Raw genomic sequence first — 15,307 nt, 5'->3', positions numbered from 1 at the left:
ATATGCGTGTACTACTGGCGCCGATGGAAGGCGTGCTCGATTCGCTGGTGCGCGAGCTGCTGACCGAAGTCAATGATTACGATCTCTGCATCACCGAGTTCTTGCGCGTGGTGGATCAGCTCCTGCCGGTAAAATCGTTCTACAAACTGTGCCCGGAACTGCATAACAAAAGCCTGACGCCCTCCGGCACCCGCGTGCGCGTGCAGCTGCTCGGGCAGTATCCGCAGTGGCTGGCGGAAAACGCCGCTCGCGCGGTCGAACTCGGTTCCTGGGGGGTTGACCTGAACTGCGGCTGCCCGTCAAAGCTGGTGAACGGCAGCGGCGGCGGGGCAACGCTGCTCAAAGATCCCGAGCTTATCTATCGCGGCGCGAAAGCGATGCGCGAGGCGGTTCCCGACGAACTACCGGTCACGGTAAAAGTTCGGCTTGGCTGGGACAGCGGCGAACGGCGATTTGAAATAGCCGATGCGGTCCAGCAGGCGGGGGCCAGCGAGCTGGTGGTTCACGGCCGCACCAAAGAGGATGGCTATAAAGCGGAGCGCATTGACTGGCAGGCTATTGGCGAAATCCGTCAGCGCCTGACTATCCCGGTGGTGGCCAACGGTGAAATCTGGGACTGGCAAAGCGCTCAGGATTGCCTGGCCGCGACTGGCTGCGACTCGGTAATGATTGGCCGCGGCGCGCTGAACGTGCCGAACTTAAGCCGGGTAATAAAATATAACGAACCGCGTATGCCCTGGCCCCAGGTCGTCGGGCTGCTGCAAAAATATACCCGTCTGGAAAAGCAGGGCGATACCGGCCTTTATCACGTCGCGCGTATCAAACAGTGGTTGAGCTATTTGCGTAAAGAATACCTCGAAGCTTCTGATCTGTTCAGCGCGGTGCGCACTCTACAGGATTCAACCAGTATTGCGCGCACGATTAACGACTGGCGTAGCTAAACTATCTGACCTGCATCACATTTTTTTGCTTGTCCCATTGAGATTACCCGGCGGACAGTGAAATACTCACTACCGATTGTTACTGCTCCGGCAGGCAAAACCTGATTTCCTGGCATCTGTCGGGGTCAGGTTTTTTTGTTTTTGGGGTTCATATGCAAATCGCCAAAGTACTTAATAATAATGTAGTGGTGGTTGTCGATGAGCAGCAGCGCGAACAGGTGGTCATGGGCCGAGGACTTGCCTTCCAAAAACGCGTTGGTGACTCTCTTGATGAAAGTAAAATTGAAAAAGTCTTCGCGCTGCAGAGCGATGAACTGATTGGTCGTTTAGGCGAATTACTCAGTCAGATACCGTTAGAAGTGATGACCACCTGCGATCGGATTATCGATCTGGCGCGCGGTCGTCTCGGTAAGTTACAGGACAGCTTGTACATTACCCTGACCGATCACTGCCACTTTGCGATCGAGCGGCAGAAGAAGGGCCTCGCCATTCGTAATGTGCTGCTGTGGGAAATAAAACGGCTGTATCCTAAGGAGTTTGAGTTAGGGCAGGAAGCGCGGGCGATTATCGCCAAACGGCTTGGCGTTGAACTGGCCGAAGATGAGGCGGGGTTTATTGCCCTGCATCTGGTGACGGCGCAGCTCAACAGCGAAATGCCGGAGGTGATGCACGTTACCCGGGTCATGCAGGAGATTCTGCAGCTGGTGAAATATCAGCTGACCCTTAACTACGACGAAGAGTCGCTGAGCTACCAGCGTTTCGTTACGCATCTTAAGTTTTTCGCCCAGCGTATGCTGACGCGAACGGTGGTCGAAGATGATGATGTGACGCTGCACAGCGCGGTAAAGGATAACTACCCAAAAGCGTGGAAGTGTGCGGAAACCGTCGCCCGGCACCTGCAAAAGAGCTACCAGCGGCCGCTGACGACGGAAGAAATTATGTTTCTCGCCATTCATATTGAACGGGTGAGAAAAGAGGGACGCTAAGCGCCGATCGGGCCTGGCGCCAGGCTCCCACTCTACAACTGGATTGTTACTGCATTATGCAGGCAAAACCTGAGCGCAACGCTTACACGGCGTTGTTCTCGGGTTTTTTTATTTTTAATACTCAGTTAACGATGCCTGCGGGCAGCGGAAGTAAGGAAAAACAGCATGGAATATAAAGCACTCGCGCAGGATATTCTTAGCCGGGTAGGCGGCAAAGAGAATATTGTGAGTCTGGTTCACTGCGCAACGCGGCTGCGTTTTAAGCTTAAAGATAGCAAGAAGGCGGATGCCGAAGGACTGAAGGCGAATCCTGGCGTCATCATGGTGGTGGAAAGCGGCGGCCAGTTTCAGGTGGTCATCGGTAACCACGTACATGATGTCTGGCTGGCGGTGCGCAGCGAAGCCGGCCTGACGGACGACAGTGAGCCGGTTGCGGTGAAGGGCGAAAAAGTGTCGATTATCGGCCAGATTATCGACGTGGTTTCCGGTATTTTCACCCCGTTTATCGGCGTCCTGGCGGCCTCGGGGATCCTCAAAGGACTGCTGGCGCTGGCTGTCGTTTGCGGCTGGTTAACGACGCAACAGGCGACCTATAAAATCTGGTTTGCCGCCAGCGATGCGCTGTTCTTCTTTTTCCCGTTATTTCTCGGCTACACCGCCGGCAAGAAATTTGGCGGTAACGCCTTTATTACGATGGTGATCGGCGGCGCGTTAACTCATCCGCTGATGATTCAATCTTTCGAAGCCAGTATGGCGCCTGACGCCGCGGCGGAATATTTCCTTGGCATTCCGGTGACCTTTATCAATTACAGCTCGTCGGTCATCCCGATTATCCTCGCCTCGTGGGTGAGCTGCTGGATTGAGCGGCGGAGCAACGCAATACTGCCCTCGTCGATGAAGAACTTCTTTACCCCGGCGATTTGCCTGGCCGTGGTTGTCCCGCTCACGTTTCTGATTATCGGCCCGGTTGCGACCTGGCTGAGCCAGCAGCTGGCCAATGGCTATCTGCTTATCTATCAGGTTGCGCCCTGGCTTGCCGGGGCGGCGATGGGCGCGCTGTGGCAGGTGTGCGTCATCTTCGGTTTACATTGGGGCCTGATACCGTTGATGATTAACAACCTTACCGTGCTTGGCCATGATTCGATGATGCCGATGCTGTTGCCGGCGGTAATGGGTCAGGTTGGCGCCGCGCTGGGGATTTTCCTGCGCACTCGCGATGCCCGGCAAAAAGTGCTGGCGGGCTCGGCGGTATCCGCCGGGATCTTCGGCGTGACCGAGCCGGCGATTTATGGGCTGAATTTGCCGCTCCGCCGTCCCTTTATCTTCGGCTGCGTCGCTGGCGCTATCGGCGGCGCGATTGTCGGCTTCAGCGACAGCCACGTTTATTCTTTCGGTTTCGGTAACATTTTCACCCTGGCGCAGATGATCCCGCCGCAGGGCATTGACGCTACGGTGTGGGGCGGCGCGCTGGGAACGATTAGCGCATTAATCATCGCCTGCGTGCTCACGTTAGTCGCCGGGCTGCCGCGCAGCGCCGCCGAACAGGCGGCCGTTGTCGTGGCCCCGGCCTCGGAAAACGATATTCTGGCGCCGATGACCGGCAGCGTGCTGGCGCTCGATCAGGTTCCAGATAGCACCTTCGCCAGCGGTTTACTTGGCCAGGGTGTGGCGATTATCCCTTCAGTAGGCAAAGTTATTGCGCCGTTCTCGGGGGAAGTCGCCTCGATTTTCCAGACGAAACATGCTATCGGCCTGCTGAGCGATAGCGGAATTGAACTGCTTATCCATGTGGGCATCGACACCGTCAAGCTCGATGGCGCGCCGTTCACCGCCCATGTTAAAGAGGGCGACAAAATTAAAGCGGGCGATCTGCTGCTGGAGTTTGACCGTCAGGCGATTCTGAACGCCGGTTACGATCTGGCGACGCCCATTATTATCAGCAACAGCGACGATTACCGTGCTCTCGACATTGTTTCCGCCAGCGCGGTGGATGCCGGTCAGCCGCTGTTGTCCGTAAGCCGTTAATCACAGGAGAGAGATGAATGAAGACATTCCCACAGGCGTTTTTATGGGGCGGCGCGACCGCGGCAAACCAGGTCGAAGGCGCTTATCTGGAAGAGGGGAAAGGATTAACCACTTCTGACGTCCAACCGCGCGGCGTATTTGGCGATGTGGTAGAACGCGTACCTGGCGATAGCGGCATAAAAGACGTCGCCATCGATTTCTATCATCGTTACCCGGAAGATATCAGCCTCTTTGCCGAAATGGGTTTTAACTGCCTGCGCGTATCGATTGCCTGGGCGCGTATTTTCCCTGAGGGCGACGAAACGCAGCCCAACGAAGCCGGACTGGCCTTTTACGACAAGTTGTTTGACGAAATGGCGAAGCATAATATCACTCCGCTGGTGACGCTGTCGCACTATGAGATGCCGTGGGCGCTGGTGAAAAACTACGGCGGCTGGGGCAATCGCAAAGTGATTGGCTTCTTCGAACGCTATGCCCGCACGGTGTTTGAGCGCTACAAGACGAAGGTCAAACTATGGCTGACCTTCAATGAAATCAATATGTCCCTGCACGCGCCGATGACCGGCGTTGGTCTGCCGGCTGACAGCAGCAAAGCGGACGTCTACCAGGCCATTCACCATCAGCTGGTGGCGAGCGCGCTGGCGGTTAAAGCCTGCCATGACATCGTGCCTGAGGGAAAAATCGGCAATATGCTGCTCGGCGGCCTGATGTATCCGCTGAGCTGCAAACCGGACGATATTTTTGAAACGCTGCAGCAGAACCGCAGCTGGCAGTTCTTTGGCGATGTCCAGTGCCGCGGCGCTTATCCGGGCTATATGCTGCGCTATTTCCGCGACAACGGCATTAGCCTTGAGATCACCGATGCCGATCGCGAAGCCCTGAGAGAGACCGTCGATTTTATCTCTTTTAGCTACTATATGACCGGCTGCGTGACCGCCGACGAAGAGCTGAACAAAAAATCGCGCGGCAATATTCTCAGCATGGTGCCAAACCCGCATCTGGCAAGTTCGGAGTGGGGCTGGCAGATTGACCCGCTCGGTCTGCGCACGCTGCTGAACGTGCTGTGGGATCGCTATCAGAAGCCGCTGTTTATCGTGGAAAACGGCCTCGGCGCGAAAGATAAAGTGGAAGCTGACGGCAGCATCAACGACGATTACCGGATCAGCTACCTTAACGACCATCTGGTGCAGGTTCGTGAGGCAATTGAAGACGGCGTTGAGGTGATGGGCTACACCAGCTGGGGACCTATCGATCTGGTGAGTGCTTCGAAAGCGGAGATGTCCAAACGCTATGGCTTTATCTACGTCGATCGCGATGATGAAGGCAACGGCACCCTGGCGCGCAGCCGCAAGAAGAGCTTCTGGTGGTATAAAGAGGTGATTGCCACTAACGGCGGCAGCTTAAAAGAGTAATGCCCTGAGCACGAAAGTAACATCATCCATATGGCCCGGATAACCTCCGGGCCATTTTGCGTATTACGCCGGCTTGCGCGCGCGCAGCAGAAAAATCATCGGCCGCTCTTTTTCTTCATCCAGCGCTGGCTGGGCGGCAATCTGCTCCGCCGTTGGCCCCCATTCATCCAGATGCTCGATGATAAAACCGGCGGCCACCAGCAGGTTTATCCAGGTGGACAGCTTGCGGTGCTGCTTCTTCACCCCGTCGGCAAACCAGTTGCTGATACGTTCGCCCTCCTGCTGGTAGTGGCTCACCGGCCAGCGCTTCTGTCCGTTCTCATCTTCCAGCCAGCTCTGCTGCGGCGGGGCGGTATAGATGGGATGCTCGGCGGAGAACAGCAGCGTACCGCCGGGCGTCAGCGCCTGGTAAACGGTAGCGAACAGCGGCGCCACATCGGGCAGATAGTGTAGCGCCAGCGAGCTATAGACCAGCTCGCAGCTATTTGCGGGCAGGGTCAGGTTCTCCAGGTTTTCACAGCGGTAGCGGATACCTTCGCCGCGGGTCATTTCGCGGGCGCGCTCCAGCATCCGGCTGGAGAGATCCAGTCCCTCGACCTGCGCGGCGCCCCGATCGCGGGCCCAGCGGCAAAACCAGCCGTAGCCGCAGCCAAGATCGACGACGCGTAAACCGGATAACGGCGGAAGCATTTGCTGTATGGTTGGCCACTCAGGCGCGCCTTCCAGCCCCTTAACTGAACGGTCGAGGGTGGCGTATCCGGCAAAAAAAGCGGGATCGTCATAGATGTTCTGACTCATTTTCACTCCATGAGAAGTTTATTTTTAGCCTGCTAATAGTTACGGCACACGCTTTACTAAACGGCTATGATGCAATTAGCTTAATATACCCGACCTTATTTAATCACCTGACCGATTTCATGAACCTGACTTTGAGCAAACGCGCGTTGGCTGGCCTGCCACTGGCCATCGCGCTGGCGGGCTGCGCGCCATCGCACGATATTGGCAATCCGCTCCAGCAGCAAACCCCGGCATCCCACATCGCAATGGAACTGCCCGCCGCCGTGAAAAACGGCTGGCCGCAAAGCAACTGGTGGCAGGATTATCATGACCCTCAGCTCAATAGCCTGATTCAGCGTGCCTTAGCCAATGCGCCGGACATGCAGATTGCCGGGCAGCGCATCAAACTGGCGGAAGCGCAGGCGCGGATGTCGCAATCCACCCTGGGACCGAATCTGGATTTTTCCGCCGATATTGAACGGCAGAAAATGTCTTCCGAGGGGCTGATGGGACCGTTTGCCACCGATACCGACGGCAATACCGGGCCGTGGTACACCAACGGTACCTTCGGGCTGACCGCCGGATGGGACCTGGATCTGTGGGGTAAAAACCGCGCGCTGTTACAAGCGCGAATCGGTGAAGTCAAAGCTCAGGTCGCTGAAGAAGCCCAGACCCGTGAACTGCTGGCCAGCAGCGTCGCCCGTCTTTACTGGCAGTGGCAGACCGAGGCGGCCATTAAAAACGTGCTGACGCAGATGAAGCGCGAACAGAATAACGTCGTTACCGTGGATACTGCGCTGTATCAACGTGGGATCACCAACTCGGCCGAAGGGGCGGAGAACGACATTAACGTCAGTAAAACCGATCAGCATCTTGCCGACGTTGCCGGCAGTATGAAAGAGATTGAAGCGCGGCTGATGGCGCTGACCAACAATCAGAGCCAGGCGCTGAATCTGCATCCGGCGGATTTGCCTGCCGTCAGCGCGCAAATGCCCAATGAGCTGGGCTATGAGCTGCTGGCGCGACGTCCTGATCTGCAGGTCGCCCACTGGTATATCGAAGCCTCCTTAAGCGAAATTGATGCCGCGAAAGCCGCGTTTTATCCGGATATCAACCTGATGGCCTTCCTGCAACAGGATGCTCTGCATCTCAGCGATCTGTTCCGCCACTCTGCCCAGCAGATGGGCGTCACTGCCGGGCTGACCCTGCCGATCTTTGATAGCGGTCGGCTGAACGCGAATCTGGATATCGCCAGCGCGCAAAATGGCCTGTCGATAGCGAAGTACAACAAAGCGGTGGTCGATGCGGTTAATCAGGTGGCGAAAACCGCCAGCCAGGTTGAGACGCTGATGGCGAAAAATCAGCAGCAGCAGCAGGTTGAAAAGGATGCTCTGCGGATGGTCGCTCTGGCGCAGGCGCGGATGAATGCCGGGATTATTTCCGGTTCGCGCGTCAGCCTGGCGAAGCTGCCCGCTTTGCAGGAGCGCATTACCGCTCTGCGTCTGCGCGGCCAGTGGCTTGATGCCAGCATCCAGCTAACCTCCGCGCTGGGCGGCGGGTATCATCAGGCGGCGAAGTAGTTCGGTTTCCCCGTCTTGCGCTGCGCTTAGCCGGGCTGCAGATCGCATGGTCTGTGGGTCTGTCGCCCGGATAAGGTGTTGATGCCGCCATCCGGGCACTCTCATCACTCTTTCTTCTTTGCCTCGCGGCGCTTTAGCCACCAGTGCGCCGCAACCACCAGCACCACCGCCAGAATCAGCCAGATCCAGTGTTTCAAATGCGCGTCCAGATGGTGCAGCCACGGGCCTATCGCTTCGCCGCCGAGATAGCCGAGCGTGGTAAAAATTAACGCCCAGATAATCGCGCCGAGAATATTCAGCGGCAGAAACACCTTCGGTGGCAGTCGACTGGCGCCAATCAGCAGCGGGCCGATAACCCGGAAGCCGTACATAAAGCGGGTGCCGATGACAAACAGGTAGGGGCGACGCTGGATCATGCGCTGGGCTTTCTGGATCCGCTTCTTCTGCCGGGAAAACCGGCGCAGGATGCGTCCGCCAAAGCGTCTGCCGAGCAAATAAAGCAATTGATCGCCAATCATTCCCCCGAGGGCGACCGAGATAACCACCAGCCAGAACTTCAATAATCCCTGATGTGCCGCCACGCCGCCGAGCAGCGTGATGGTTTCGCCTTCCGCCATGCTGCCAATGACCAGCGCCGCGTAGCCGTACTGGGTAATCAGGTTATTGATATCCATATAAAGATAAACTCCATAAAACGTCAGTCCCTTAATCATACACCCTGATGATAAAAATGCCGGGGAAGCGCATTTTTCTTGCTGTACACAAAATAATCTACAAGGTGAATTATACTTGGATCAGTGCTGTACCACGCCGTGACAAGGGGGACGCTATGAACCATGTCTGGGGGCTCTTCTCGCATCCTAATCAAGAGATGAGCGTTATTAAAAGCGAAAACGAAACCGTTTCGCATCACTACACGCATCATGTGCTGGTTATGGCAGCGGTTCCGGTTATCTGCGCCTTTATCGGCACCACGCAGCTGGGCTGGAACTTCGGCGACGGCACGGTGATAAAACTGTCGCTGATGACCGGCCTGGCGCTGGCGATGCTGTTTTATGCCGTGATGCTCGCCGGGGTCGCGGTGATGGGGCGGGTTATCTGGTGGATGGCACGAAGCTATCCGCAGCGGCCTTCCCTTAAACGCTGTATGGTTTTCGCCGGCTATGTCGCCACGCCGCTATTCCTGAGCGGGATCGTGGCGCTCTATCCGCTGGTGTGGCTGTGCGCGCTGGTGGGAACCGTCGCGCTGCTCTATACCGGCTATCTGCTGTATCTCGGGATCCCGACTTTCCTTGGCATCAATAAAGAAGAGGGGCTAAGTTTCGCCAGCTCGACCCTGGCGATTGGCGTGCTGGTGCTGGAAGTGCTGCTCGCCATCACCGTGATCCTCTGGGGCTACGGCTATCGACTCTTCTGATTAACTCATTGCCGGCATAAATAGTTTTTTATGTCGGCAATGCAGCATTTGTTCACGATTCTTATTAGCCAGCGCGCGTTCTGACAGGGTATGATGATTTTTGCCAGCGGTGTTATCCCCAGCGCCGCGGCGTACGTTCATAACGTGCAAAAATACTTTTCAGAATGTTCACGATGACCAAATTTCGAGTTTCTTTGCTCAGCCTGACGTTGCTGCTGGCTGTGCCTTTTGCGCCCCAGGCGATGGCTAAATCCCCCGCGGCGGTGTCCGCTTCCCAGCCGGATATTGCGTCCGGCAGCGCGATGATCGTCGACCTTGCCAGCAAAAAGATCATTTATGCCAGCCAGCCGGATCTGGTTCGTCCGATGGCGTCGATCACTAAAGTGATGACCGCGATGGTGGTGCTGGATGCCCATCTGCCGCTTGATGAGATGCTGACCGTTGATATCAGCCAGACGCCTGAAATGAAAGGGATCTATTCACGCGTTCGCCTGAACAGCCAAATCAGCCGCCGCAATATGCTGCTGCTGGCGCTCATGTCGTCGGAAAACCGCGCCGCCGCCAGCCTGGCGCACCATTATCCCGGCGGCTATAACGCCTTTATTCGCGCGATGAACGCCAAAGCGCAGGCGCTGGGAATGACCCGCACCCGTTACGTTGAGCCCACTGGCCTGTCGATTCATAACGTTTCCACCGCGCGCGATCTGACTAAGCTGCTGATCGCCAGCGAGCAGTATCCGCTGATTGGCCAGCTGAGCACCACGAAGGAAGATATGGCGACTTTCGCCCATCCCGCCTACACGCTGCCGTTCCGTAACACCAATCATCTGGTCTATCGTGATAACTGGAATATTCAGCTGACCAAAACCGGTTTTACTAATGCTGCGGGCCACTGCCTGATTATGCGTACGGTGATTAATCAGCGCCCGGTAGCGCTGGTGGTGATGGATGCTTTTGGCAAATATACCCACTTTGCCGATGCCAGCCGTCTGAGAACGTGGATTGAAACCGGGAAGGTGATGCCGGTTCCGGCTTCCGCGCTCAGCTATAAAAAACAGCGCGAAGCGCAGATGGCCGATGCGATGCTGAAAGGCGGCGCGCAGACCGCGCAGAACGATTAACCCCCATTTCCCCGGATTACGGCGTAAACGCCTTATCCGGGCTACAGAACCGCGCTGAACCGTAGCCTGGCTAAGCGCAGTGCGAGCCGGGGGATTTTCCCGGAGGCAGCGCTGGCGCGTCTGTCCGGGCTACCGCTTACCCGCGACCCCGAGGGGTTACTCCGGCAGCGTCCAGTCGCCATCGCCGAGCGGGCGCTGCATAATCAAGGTGTCGCGCCAGTCGCCCATCTTATAACCAACGCTGCGCAGCTGGCCCGCCACGCTAAAACCGAACTTTTTATGAATCGCAATCGACGCGGCGTTACTGTGGCCGTCGCCGATAATGGCCAACATCTGTCGCCACGGTCCCTGTTCGCATTTCTCTATTAACCGGGAGAGCAGCGCGCTGCCGATGCCGCGTCCGCCCATTCCCGCCTCCACGTAAATGGACTCTTCGAGAGTGTAGCGGTAGGCCGGGCGAGGGCGATAAAACGTGGCGTAGCAGTAGCCGACGATGGTTCCGCGCCACAGGGCAACCAGCCACGGCAGCCCGCTATCGCGCACGGTTTTAATACGCTTGCGCATCTCGTCGACGGTCGGCGGGATCTCTTCAAAAGAGGCGCGTCCATTGAGCACGTGCCAGACGTACAGCGCGGCGATGGCGTGGGCGTCATCGGGCAGCGCCTCGCGGATCTCTAAGTCAGCGTCGTGTAATTTATCCACTGCGGACATGTTGGGTTCCTTAAGCGGGTTTGCCGGAGAGGAGATTTCTCCGGCGTGCAGCGTAATACAGAAGCCCCGCGGCTGAACAGCCCCTCGTGGGGATTATTGCGGGTCGGTAGTGCTTGCCGCGTTATCCGGCGTTTCTCCCCAGTATTTTTGCTTGCTGGTTTTGCCGATCCCCGGGTTCATACTGTTGGTTGGATCGTTCTCACGATAGAAACGTTTTAAGCTTTCCGGCGCCTCATAGAGATGGCCGACGTTATGCTCGGCGGGATACTGAGCGCCGCGCTCCTTCAGCAGCACCAGCATTTTCTCCTTCAGTTCGTGGGCATCGACGCCTTTTTTCACGATGTAATCCTGATGGAAAACGTGACACATAAAGTGGCCGTAATAGAGCTTATGCACCAGCTGGCTGTCAATATCAGCGGGAAGATGCTCAAACCATTCGGTATCGTTACGGCGCAGGGCGATATCCAGCGCCAGAATATCTTCCACCTCATCGGCGTGAACCGCCTGATAGCGGATCGCCGCACCCGCAGCGGCAAAACGGTGCAGGAAGGCTTTGCTGCCTTCTTCCGCGGTGCAGACGAAGAAATCCCCTTCGGCATTCTGGAAATACTCTCCAAGCCATGCCTGGGCTTCTTCGATGCCATCGCCCGCCATTTTCAGCAGCAGATGGTGTTCATATTTATCGCGCCAGGTTTTCATTCGCTCCGGCAGGTGCGCCGGGAAGACGTGACCCAGCTTCTGCATAAAGCGGTCGGTGAAGTGCGGCTTAAACAGAGAGACTTTCTCAAGCATCGCGTCGGTGCGGCCCTTCATAGTAAAGAAGAACGGCATTTTATCGGTGCCGAGCTTGTCGATCATCAGGAAGGTATCTTTCCCGTACTGCTCGGCGATGTCGTAAATATCGCGGTGCATGTACTCGCCCGCAACCGGCAGATGGCTGAATTCGGCGAGAATATGGCGGCGAATTTCGGTCAGCACTTCCGGCCGGTTGGTGCCGATGTAGAACACCTGCTGGCGTTTTTCCGCCGGGAAAGTATCGAGGCGCACGGCGAACACCGCCAGCTTGCCGGCGCAACCCGAGGATTCAAACAGGCGGTCCGGGTCGGCGTTGTAGCGCGCCGGGGTATCGGCATTCACGTCGCGCACGCGGGTGACGTAATCATGATCGTGAGCGTGGCGGCCATCGTGGCGGACATCTTCATCTTTAACCCGCTCGTCGTCGAGGCGGCTGAGGATCTGCTCCGGCGTGGTGCCGAGGTCGATGCCGAGGTGGTTCACCAGCGTCAGCTTGCCGTTTTCATCAATTTGCGCGTACAGCGACATTTCGGTATACGCCGGGCCACGCTGTACCAGCGAGCCGCCGGAGTTGTTGCAGATCCCGCCGACCACCGATGCCCCGATGCAGGATGAGCCAATGACGGAGTGCGGTTCGCGACCCCGCGGCTTCAGCGCTTTTTCCAGCGAATAGAGCGTTGTGCCGGGATAAGCCAGTACCTGTTCGCCTTTATCCAGCAGGTGCAGTTTATCCAGGCGCAGGGTGCTGATAATGACGATGTCGCGATCGTAATCATTGCCGTTCGGCGTTGAGCCTTCGGTCAGGCCGGTATTTGCCGCCTGCATCAGAATGATTTTATCGGCGTTGACGCAGGCGTTCAGCACGCGCCACAGTTCCAGCAGCGTGCCGGGAAAGACCACCGCCAGCGCTTCCCCCTGGCCGGAGCGGAAGCCTTTGCGATAGCGCTGAGTTTTGGCCGGGTCGGTCAACAGATGGGAGGAGCCAACCAGGCGAGCGAGTTCAGCCAGAAAAGCGTTGTTATGAGTTGTTGCAGATGACATGTTCCACTCCTTGTGGCGGTACAAAATTATCAAAAATAAGAATAGCCCTTTGTATGACAATTTGATGCATCAATGTTTCGAAAAATCAGAGAACAACGCGCGCTTTCTTCAGGCGTCTCGTTTATGTTTATGGCAGACTTCGATTTTTGCTATCTTTTCGCCGATCTGGCCGACTGGAACAATGAGGGATAAAAATGAAATGGCTTTGTACTGTAGGCGTCGCTGTGAGCCTGGCGCTGCAACCCGCGCTGGCGGATGAATTGTTCGGCAATCATCCCTTAACGCCGCAGGCGCGGGATGCGTTTGTGACCGAACTGCTGACGAAAATGACGGTGGACGAAAAAATCGGTCAGCTGCGCTTGATTAGCGTCGGTCCGGATAACCCGAAAGAAGCCATCCGCGAAATGATAAAAGAGGGGCAGGTAGGGGCGATTTTTAACACCGTGACCCGCCATGATATCCGCGCTATGCAGGATCAGGTGATGGCGCTCAGCCGCCTGAAAATCCCGCTATTTTTCGCTTTTGACGTGCTGCACGGCCAGCGCACGGTATTTCCGATATCTCTTGGCCTGGCTTCCTCTTTCAACCTCGATGCGGTGAATACCGTCGGGCGGATTTCAGCTTACGAAGCGGCCGACGATGGCCTGAACATGACCTGGGCGCCGATGGTCGACGTCTCCCGCGACCCGCGCTGGGGCCGCGCCTCGGAAGGCTTTGGCGAAGACACTTATCTCACCACCATCATGGGGGAAGAGATGGTGAAATCCATGCAGGGCAAAAGCCCGGCGGACCGCTACTCGGTGATGACCAGCGTTAAGCACTTTGCCGCCTACGGCGCGGTCGAAGGCGGCAAAGAGTACAACACCGTCGATATGAGCCCGCAGCGCCTGTTTAACGACTATATGCCGCCGTATAAAGCGGGGCTGGACGCAGGCAGCGGCGCGGTAATGGTCGCGCTCAACTCGCTTAACGGTACTCCGGCAACCTCGGATTCCTGGCTGCTGAAGGACGTGCTGCGCGACCAGTGGGGCTTCAAAGGCATCACCGTGTCCGACCATGGGGCCATAAAGGAGTTGATCAAACACGGCGTGGCCGCGGACCCGGAAGACGCGGTGCGCGTGGCGCTGAAGTCAGGCATCAACATGAGCATGAGCGATGAATACTACAGTAAGTATCTGCCCGGGCTGGTGAAGTCCGGCAAGGTGACGATGGCGGAGCTTGATGACGCGACCCGCCACGTGCTGAACGTCAAATACGATATGGGGCTGTTTAACGATCCCTATAGCCACCTGGGGCCGAAAGATTCCGATCCGCAGGATACCAACGCCGAAAGCCGTCTGCATCGTAAAGAAGCGCGTGAAGTGGCGCGCGAAAGCCTGGTGTTGCTGAAAAACCGTCTCGACACGCTGCCGCTGAAAAAATCGGGCACTATCGCGGTAATCGGCGCGCTGGCCGACAGCAAGCGCGACATGATGGGCAGCTGGTCAGCGGCGGGCGTGGCCGATCAGTCGGTCACCGTGCTGGCCGGAATGCAAAAGGCGCTGGGCGATCAGGGCAAAATCATCTATGCCAAAGGCGCCAACGTCACTGATGATAAAGGTATCGTCGACTTCCTTAATCTGTACGAGAAAGCGGTGCAGGTTGATCCACGCTCGCCGCAGGAGATGATTGATGAAGCGGTGGCGGCGGCGAAGCAGTCCGACGTGGTGGTTGCCGTGGCGGGTGAAGCGCAGGGTATGGCGCATGAAGCCTCCAGCCGCACCGACATCACCCTGCCGCAGAGCCAGCGCGCCCTCATTAGCGCGCTGAAAGCGACCGGTAAACCGCTGGTGCTGGTGCTGATGAACGGCCGTCCGCTGGCGCTGGTGAAAGAGGATCAGCAGGCCGATGCGATACTCGAAACCTGGTTCGCCGGTACCGAAGGCGGCAACGCCATTGCCGACGTGCTGTTCGGCGACTACAACCCGTCGGGCAAACTGCCGATGTCCTTCCCGCGTTCGGTCGGACAGATCCCAACCTACTACAGCCATCTCAATACCGGTCGCCCGTACAATGCAGATAAGCCGAACAAGTACACCTCGCGCTACTTTGACGAGGCCAACGGCCCGCTCTATCCCTTTGGCTACGGCCTGAGCTATACCACCTTTAGCGTTTCCGATGTGAAAATGTCGGCGCCGACCTTGCAGCGCGACGGCAGCGTAACCGCCAGCGTGCAGGTGACCAATACCGGCAAGCGTGAAGGGGCGACGGTGATTCAGCTTTATCTGCAGGACGTCACCGCTTCCCTGAGCCGGCCGGTGAAAATGCTGCGCGGCTTTAAGAAGGTGACCCTCAAGCCGGGTGAGACGCAAACCGTCAGCTTCCCGATTGACATTGAGGCGCTGAAGTTCTGGAACCAGCAGATGAAGTACGACGCCGAGCCGGGCAAATTCAACGTCTTTATCGGCGTCGATTCCGCCCGCGTGAAGCAGGGCGAGTTCGAACTGCTGTAATTGCGCTTT

At 57.1% G+C, this 15,307-nt stretch carries 11 protein-coding genes and 1 pseudogene; 8 read left to right on the top strand and 4 right to left on the bottom strand.

Annotated features, from left to right (window positions below):
- The first annotated feature begins 2 nt into the window (after positions 1-2).
- The 4 genes and pseudogenes from dusC to HMPREF3178_RS25430 all read left to right on the top strand — a co-directional run bounded on the left by dusC (position 3) and on the right by HMPREF3178_RS25430 (position 5,364).
- The gene (gene dusC, locus HMPREF3178_RS25445) at positions 3-941 is read left to right on the top strand and encodes a tRNA dihydrouridine(16) synthase DusC (protein ID WP_070585589.1); all 939 of its coding nucleotides are present in this window, start codon (positions 3-5) and stop codon (positions 939-941) included.
- 152 nt (positions 942-1,093) lie between these two features.
- Positions 1,094-1,927 (top strand): transcriptional antiterminator BglG, encoded by an 834-nt coding sequence (bglG, locus tag HMPREF3178_RS25440; RefSeq protein WP_004103859.1) that lies wholly within the window; start codon positions 1,094-1,096, stop codon positions 1,925-1,927.
- Positions 1,928-1,980: 53 nt separating this feature from the next.
- Positions 1,981-3,952 (top strand): annotated as a pseudogene (bglF, locus tag HMPREF3178_RS25435) (PTS beta-glucoside transporter subunit IIABC).
- A gap of 17 nt (positions 3,953-3,969) precedes the next feature.
- Entirely contained in the window at positions 3,970-5,364 is a 1,395-nt protein-coding gene (locus HMPREF3178_RS25430) for a glycoside hydrolase family 1 protein (RefSeq protein WP_004114081.1), read from the top strand.
- A 63-nt stretch (positions 5,365-5,427) separates the two neighbouring features.
- On the opposite strand, the gene HMPREF3178_RS25425 is transcribed toward HMPREF3178_RS25430, so the two are convergent.
- Entirely contained in the window at positions 5,428-6,162 is a 735-nt protein-coding gene (locus HMPREF3178_RS25425; RefSeq protein WP_016809253.1) for a class I SAM-dependent methyltransferase, read from the bottom strand.
- Positions 6,163-6,281: 119 nt separating this feature from the next.
- Between HMPREF3178_RS25425 and mdtQ the strand changes: the two genes are divergently transcribed.
- Positions 6,282-7,721, top strand: a complete 1,440-nt coding sequence (mdtQ, locus tag HMPREF3178_RS25420) for a multidrug resistance outer membrane protein MdtQ (protein ID WP_049592926.1) — start codon at positions 6,282-6,284, stop codon at positions 7,719-7,721.
- Between the two features lie 104 nt (positions 7,722-7,825).
- Here the strand turns inward: mdtQ and HMPREF3178_RS25415 are convergent, their stop codons facing one another.
- Entirely contained in the window at positions 7,826-8,395 is a 570-nt protein-coding gene (locus tag HMPREF3178_RS25415; RefSeq protein WP_004103851.1) for a DedA family protein, read from the bottom strand.
- Between the two features lie 155 nt (positions 8,396-8,550).
- Here HMPREF3178_RS25415 and HMPREF3178_RS25410 point away from each other — a divergent pair, with 155 nt between their 5' ends.
- The gene (locus tag HMPREF3178_RS25410) at positions 8,551-9,138 is read left to right on the top strand and encodes a Yip1 family protein (RefSeq protein ID WP_070585587.1); all 588 of its coding nucleotides are present in this window, start codon (positions 8,551-8,553) and stop codon (positions 9,136-9,138) included.
- 173 nt (positions 9,139-9,311) lie between these two features.
- Positions 9,312-10,259, top strand: a complete 948-nt coding sequence (gene pbpG, locus HMPREF3178_RS25405; protein WP_004103849.1) for a D-alanyl-D-alanine endopeptidase — start codon at positions 9,312-9,314, stop codon at positions 10,257-10,259.
- A gap of 156 nt (positions 10,260-10,415) precedes the next feature.
- Here the strand turns inward: pbpG and HMPREF3178_RS25400 are convergent, their stop codons facing one another.
- Complete coding sequence (locus HMPREF3178_RS25400) at positions 10,416-10,970, bottom strand: GNAT family N-acetyltransferase (RefSeq protein ID WP_004103848.1); 555 nt, start codon at positions 10,968-10,970, stop codon at positions 10,416-10,418.
- A gap of 93 nt (positions 10,971-11,063) precedes the next feature.
- Positions 11,064-12,806: a D-lactate dehydrogenase gene (gene dld, locus HMPREF3178_RS25395; protein WP_070585584.1), complete on the bottom strand. Its 1,743-nt coding sequence runs from the start codon at positions 12,804-12,806 to the stop codon at positions 11,064-11,066.
- Between the two features lie 194 nt (positions 12,807-13,000).
- On the opposite strand from dld, the gene bglX reads away from it, so the two are divergent.
- Positions 13,001-15,298: a beta-glucosidase BglX gene (gene bglX / locus HMPREF3178_RS25390; protein ID WP_070585582.1), complete on the top strand. Its 2,298-nt coding sequence runs from the start codon at positions 13,001-13,003 to the stop codon at positions 15,296-15,298.
- The last annotated feature ends 9 nt before the right edge of the window (positions 15,299-15,307 follow it).

The organism is Klebsiella sp. HMSC09D12 (assembly GCF_001808475.1).
Taxonomy (GTDB): Bacteria; Pseudomonadota; Gammaproteobacteria; order Enterobacterales; family Enterobacteriaceae; genus Klebsiella; species Klebsiella oxytoca.
This window is presented reverse-complemented; position numbering and strand designations above follow the sequence as displayed.

Bases quoted from the DNA above. Each gene is read 5' to 3' on its own strand.
- HMPREF3178_RS25410 (WP_070585587.1), top strand. From the start codon at position 8,551: ATGAACCATGTCTGGGGGCTCTTCTCGCATCCTAATCAAGAGATGAGC.
- bglG (WP_004103859.1), top strand. From the start codon at position 1,094: ATGCAAATCGCCAAAGTACTTAATAATAATGTAGTGGTGGTTGTCGAT.
- HMPREF3178_RS25425 (WP_016809253.1), bottom strand. From the start codon at position 6,162: ATGAGTCAGAACATCTATGACGATCCCGCTTTTTTTGCCGGATACGCC.
- HMPREF3178_RS25415 (WP_004103851.1), bottom strand. From the start codon at position 8,395: ATGGATATCAATAACCTGATTACCCAGTACGGCTACGCGGCGCTGGTC.
- mdtQ (WP_049592926.1), top strand. From the start codon at position 6,282: ATGAACCTGACTTTGAGCAAACGCGCGTTGGCTGGCCTGCCACTGGCC.
- dld (WP_070585584.1), bottom strand. From the start codon at position 12,806: ATGTCATCTGCAACAACTCATAACAACGCTTTTCTGGCTGAACTCGCT.
- dusC (WP_070585589.1), top strand. From the start codon at position 3: ATGCGTGTACTACTGGCGCCGATGGAAGGCGTGCTCGATTCGCTGGTG.
- pbpG (WP_004103849.1), top strand. From the start codon at position 9,312: ATGACCAAATTTCGAGTTTCTTTGCTCAGCCTGACGTTGCTGCTGGCT.
- bglX (WP_070585582.1), top strand. From the start codon at position 13,001: ATGAAATGGCTTTGTACTGTAGGCGTCGCTGTGAGCCTGGCGCTGCAA.
- HMPREF3178_RS25430 (WP_004114081.1), top strand. From the start codon at position 3,970: ATGAAGACATTCCCACAGGCGTTTTTATGGGGCGGCGCGACCGCGGCA.
- HMPREF3178_RS25400 (WP_004103848.1), bottom strand. From the start codon at position 10,970: ATGTCCGCAGTGGATAAATTACACGACGCTGACTTAGAGATCCGCGAG.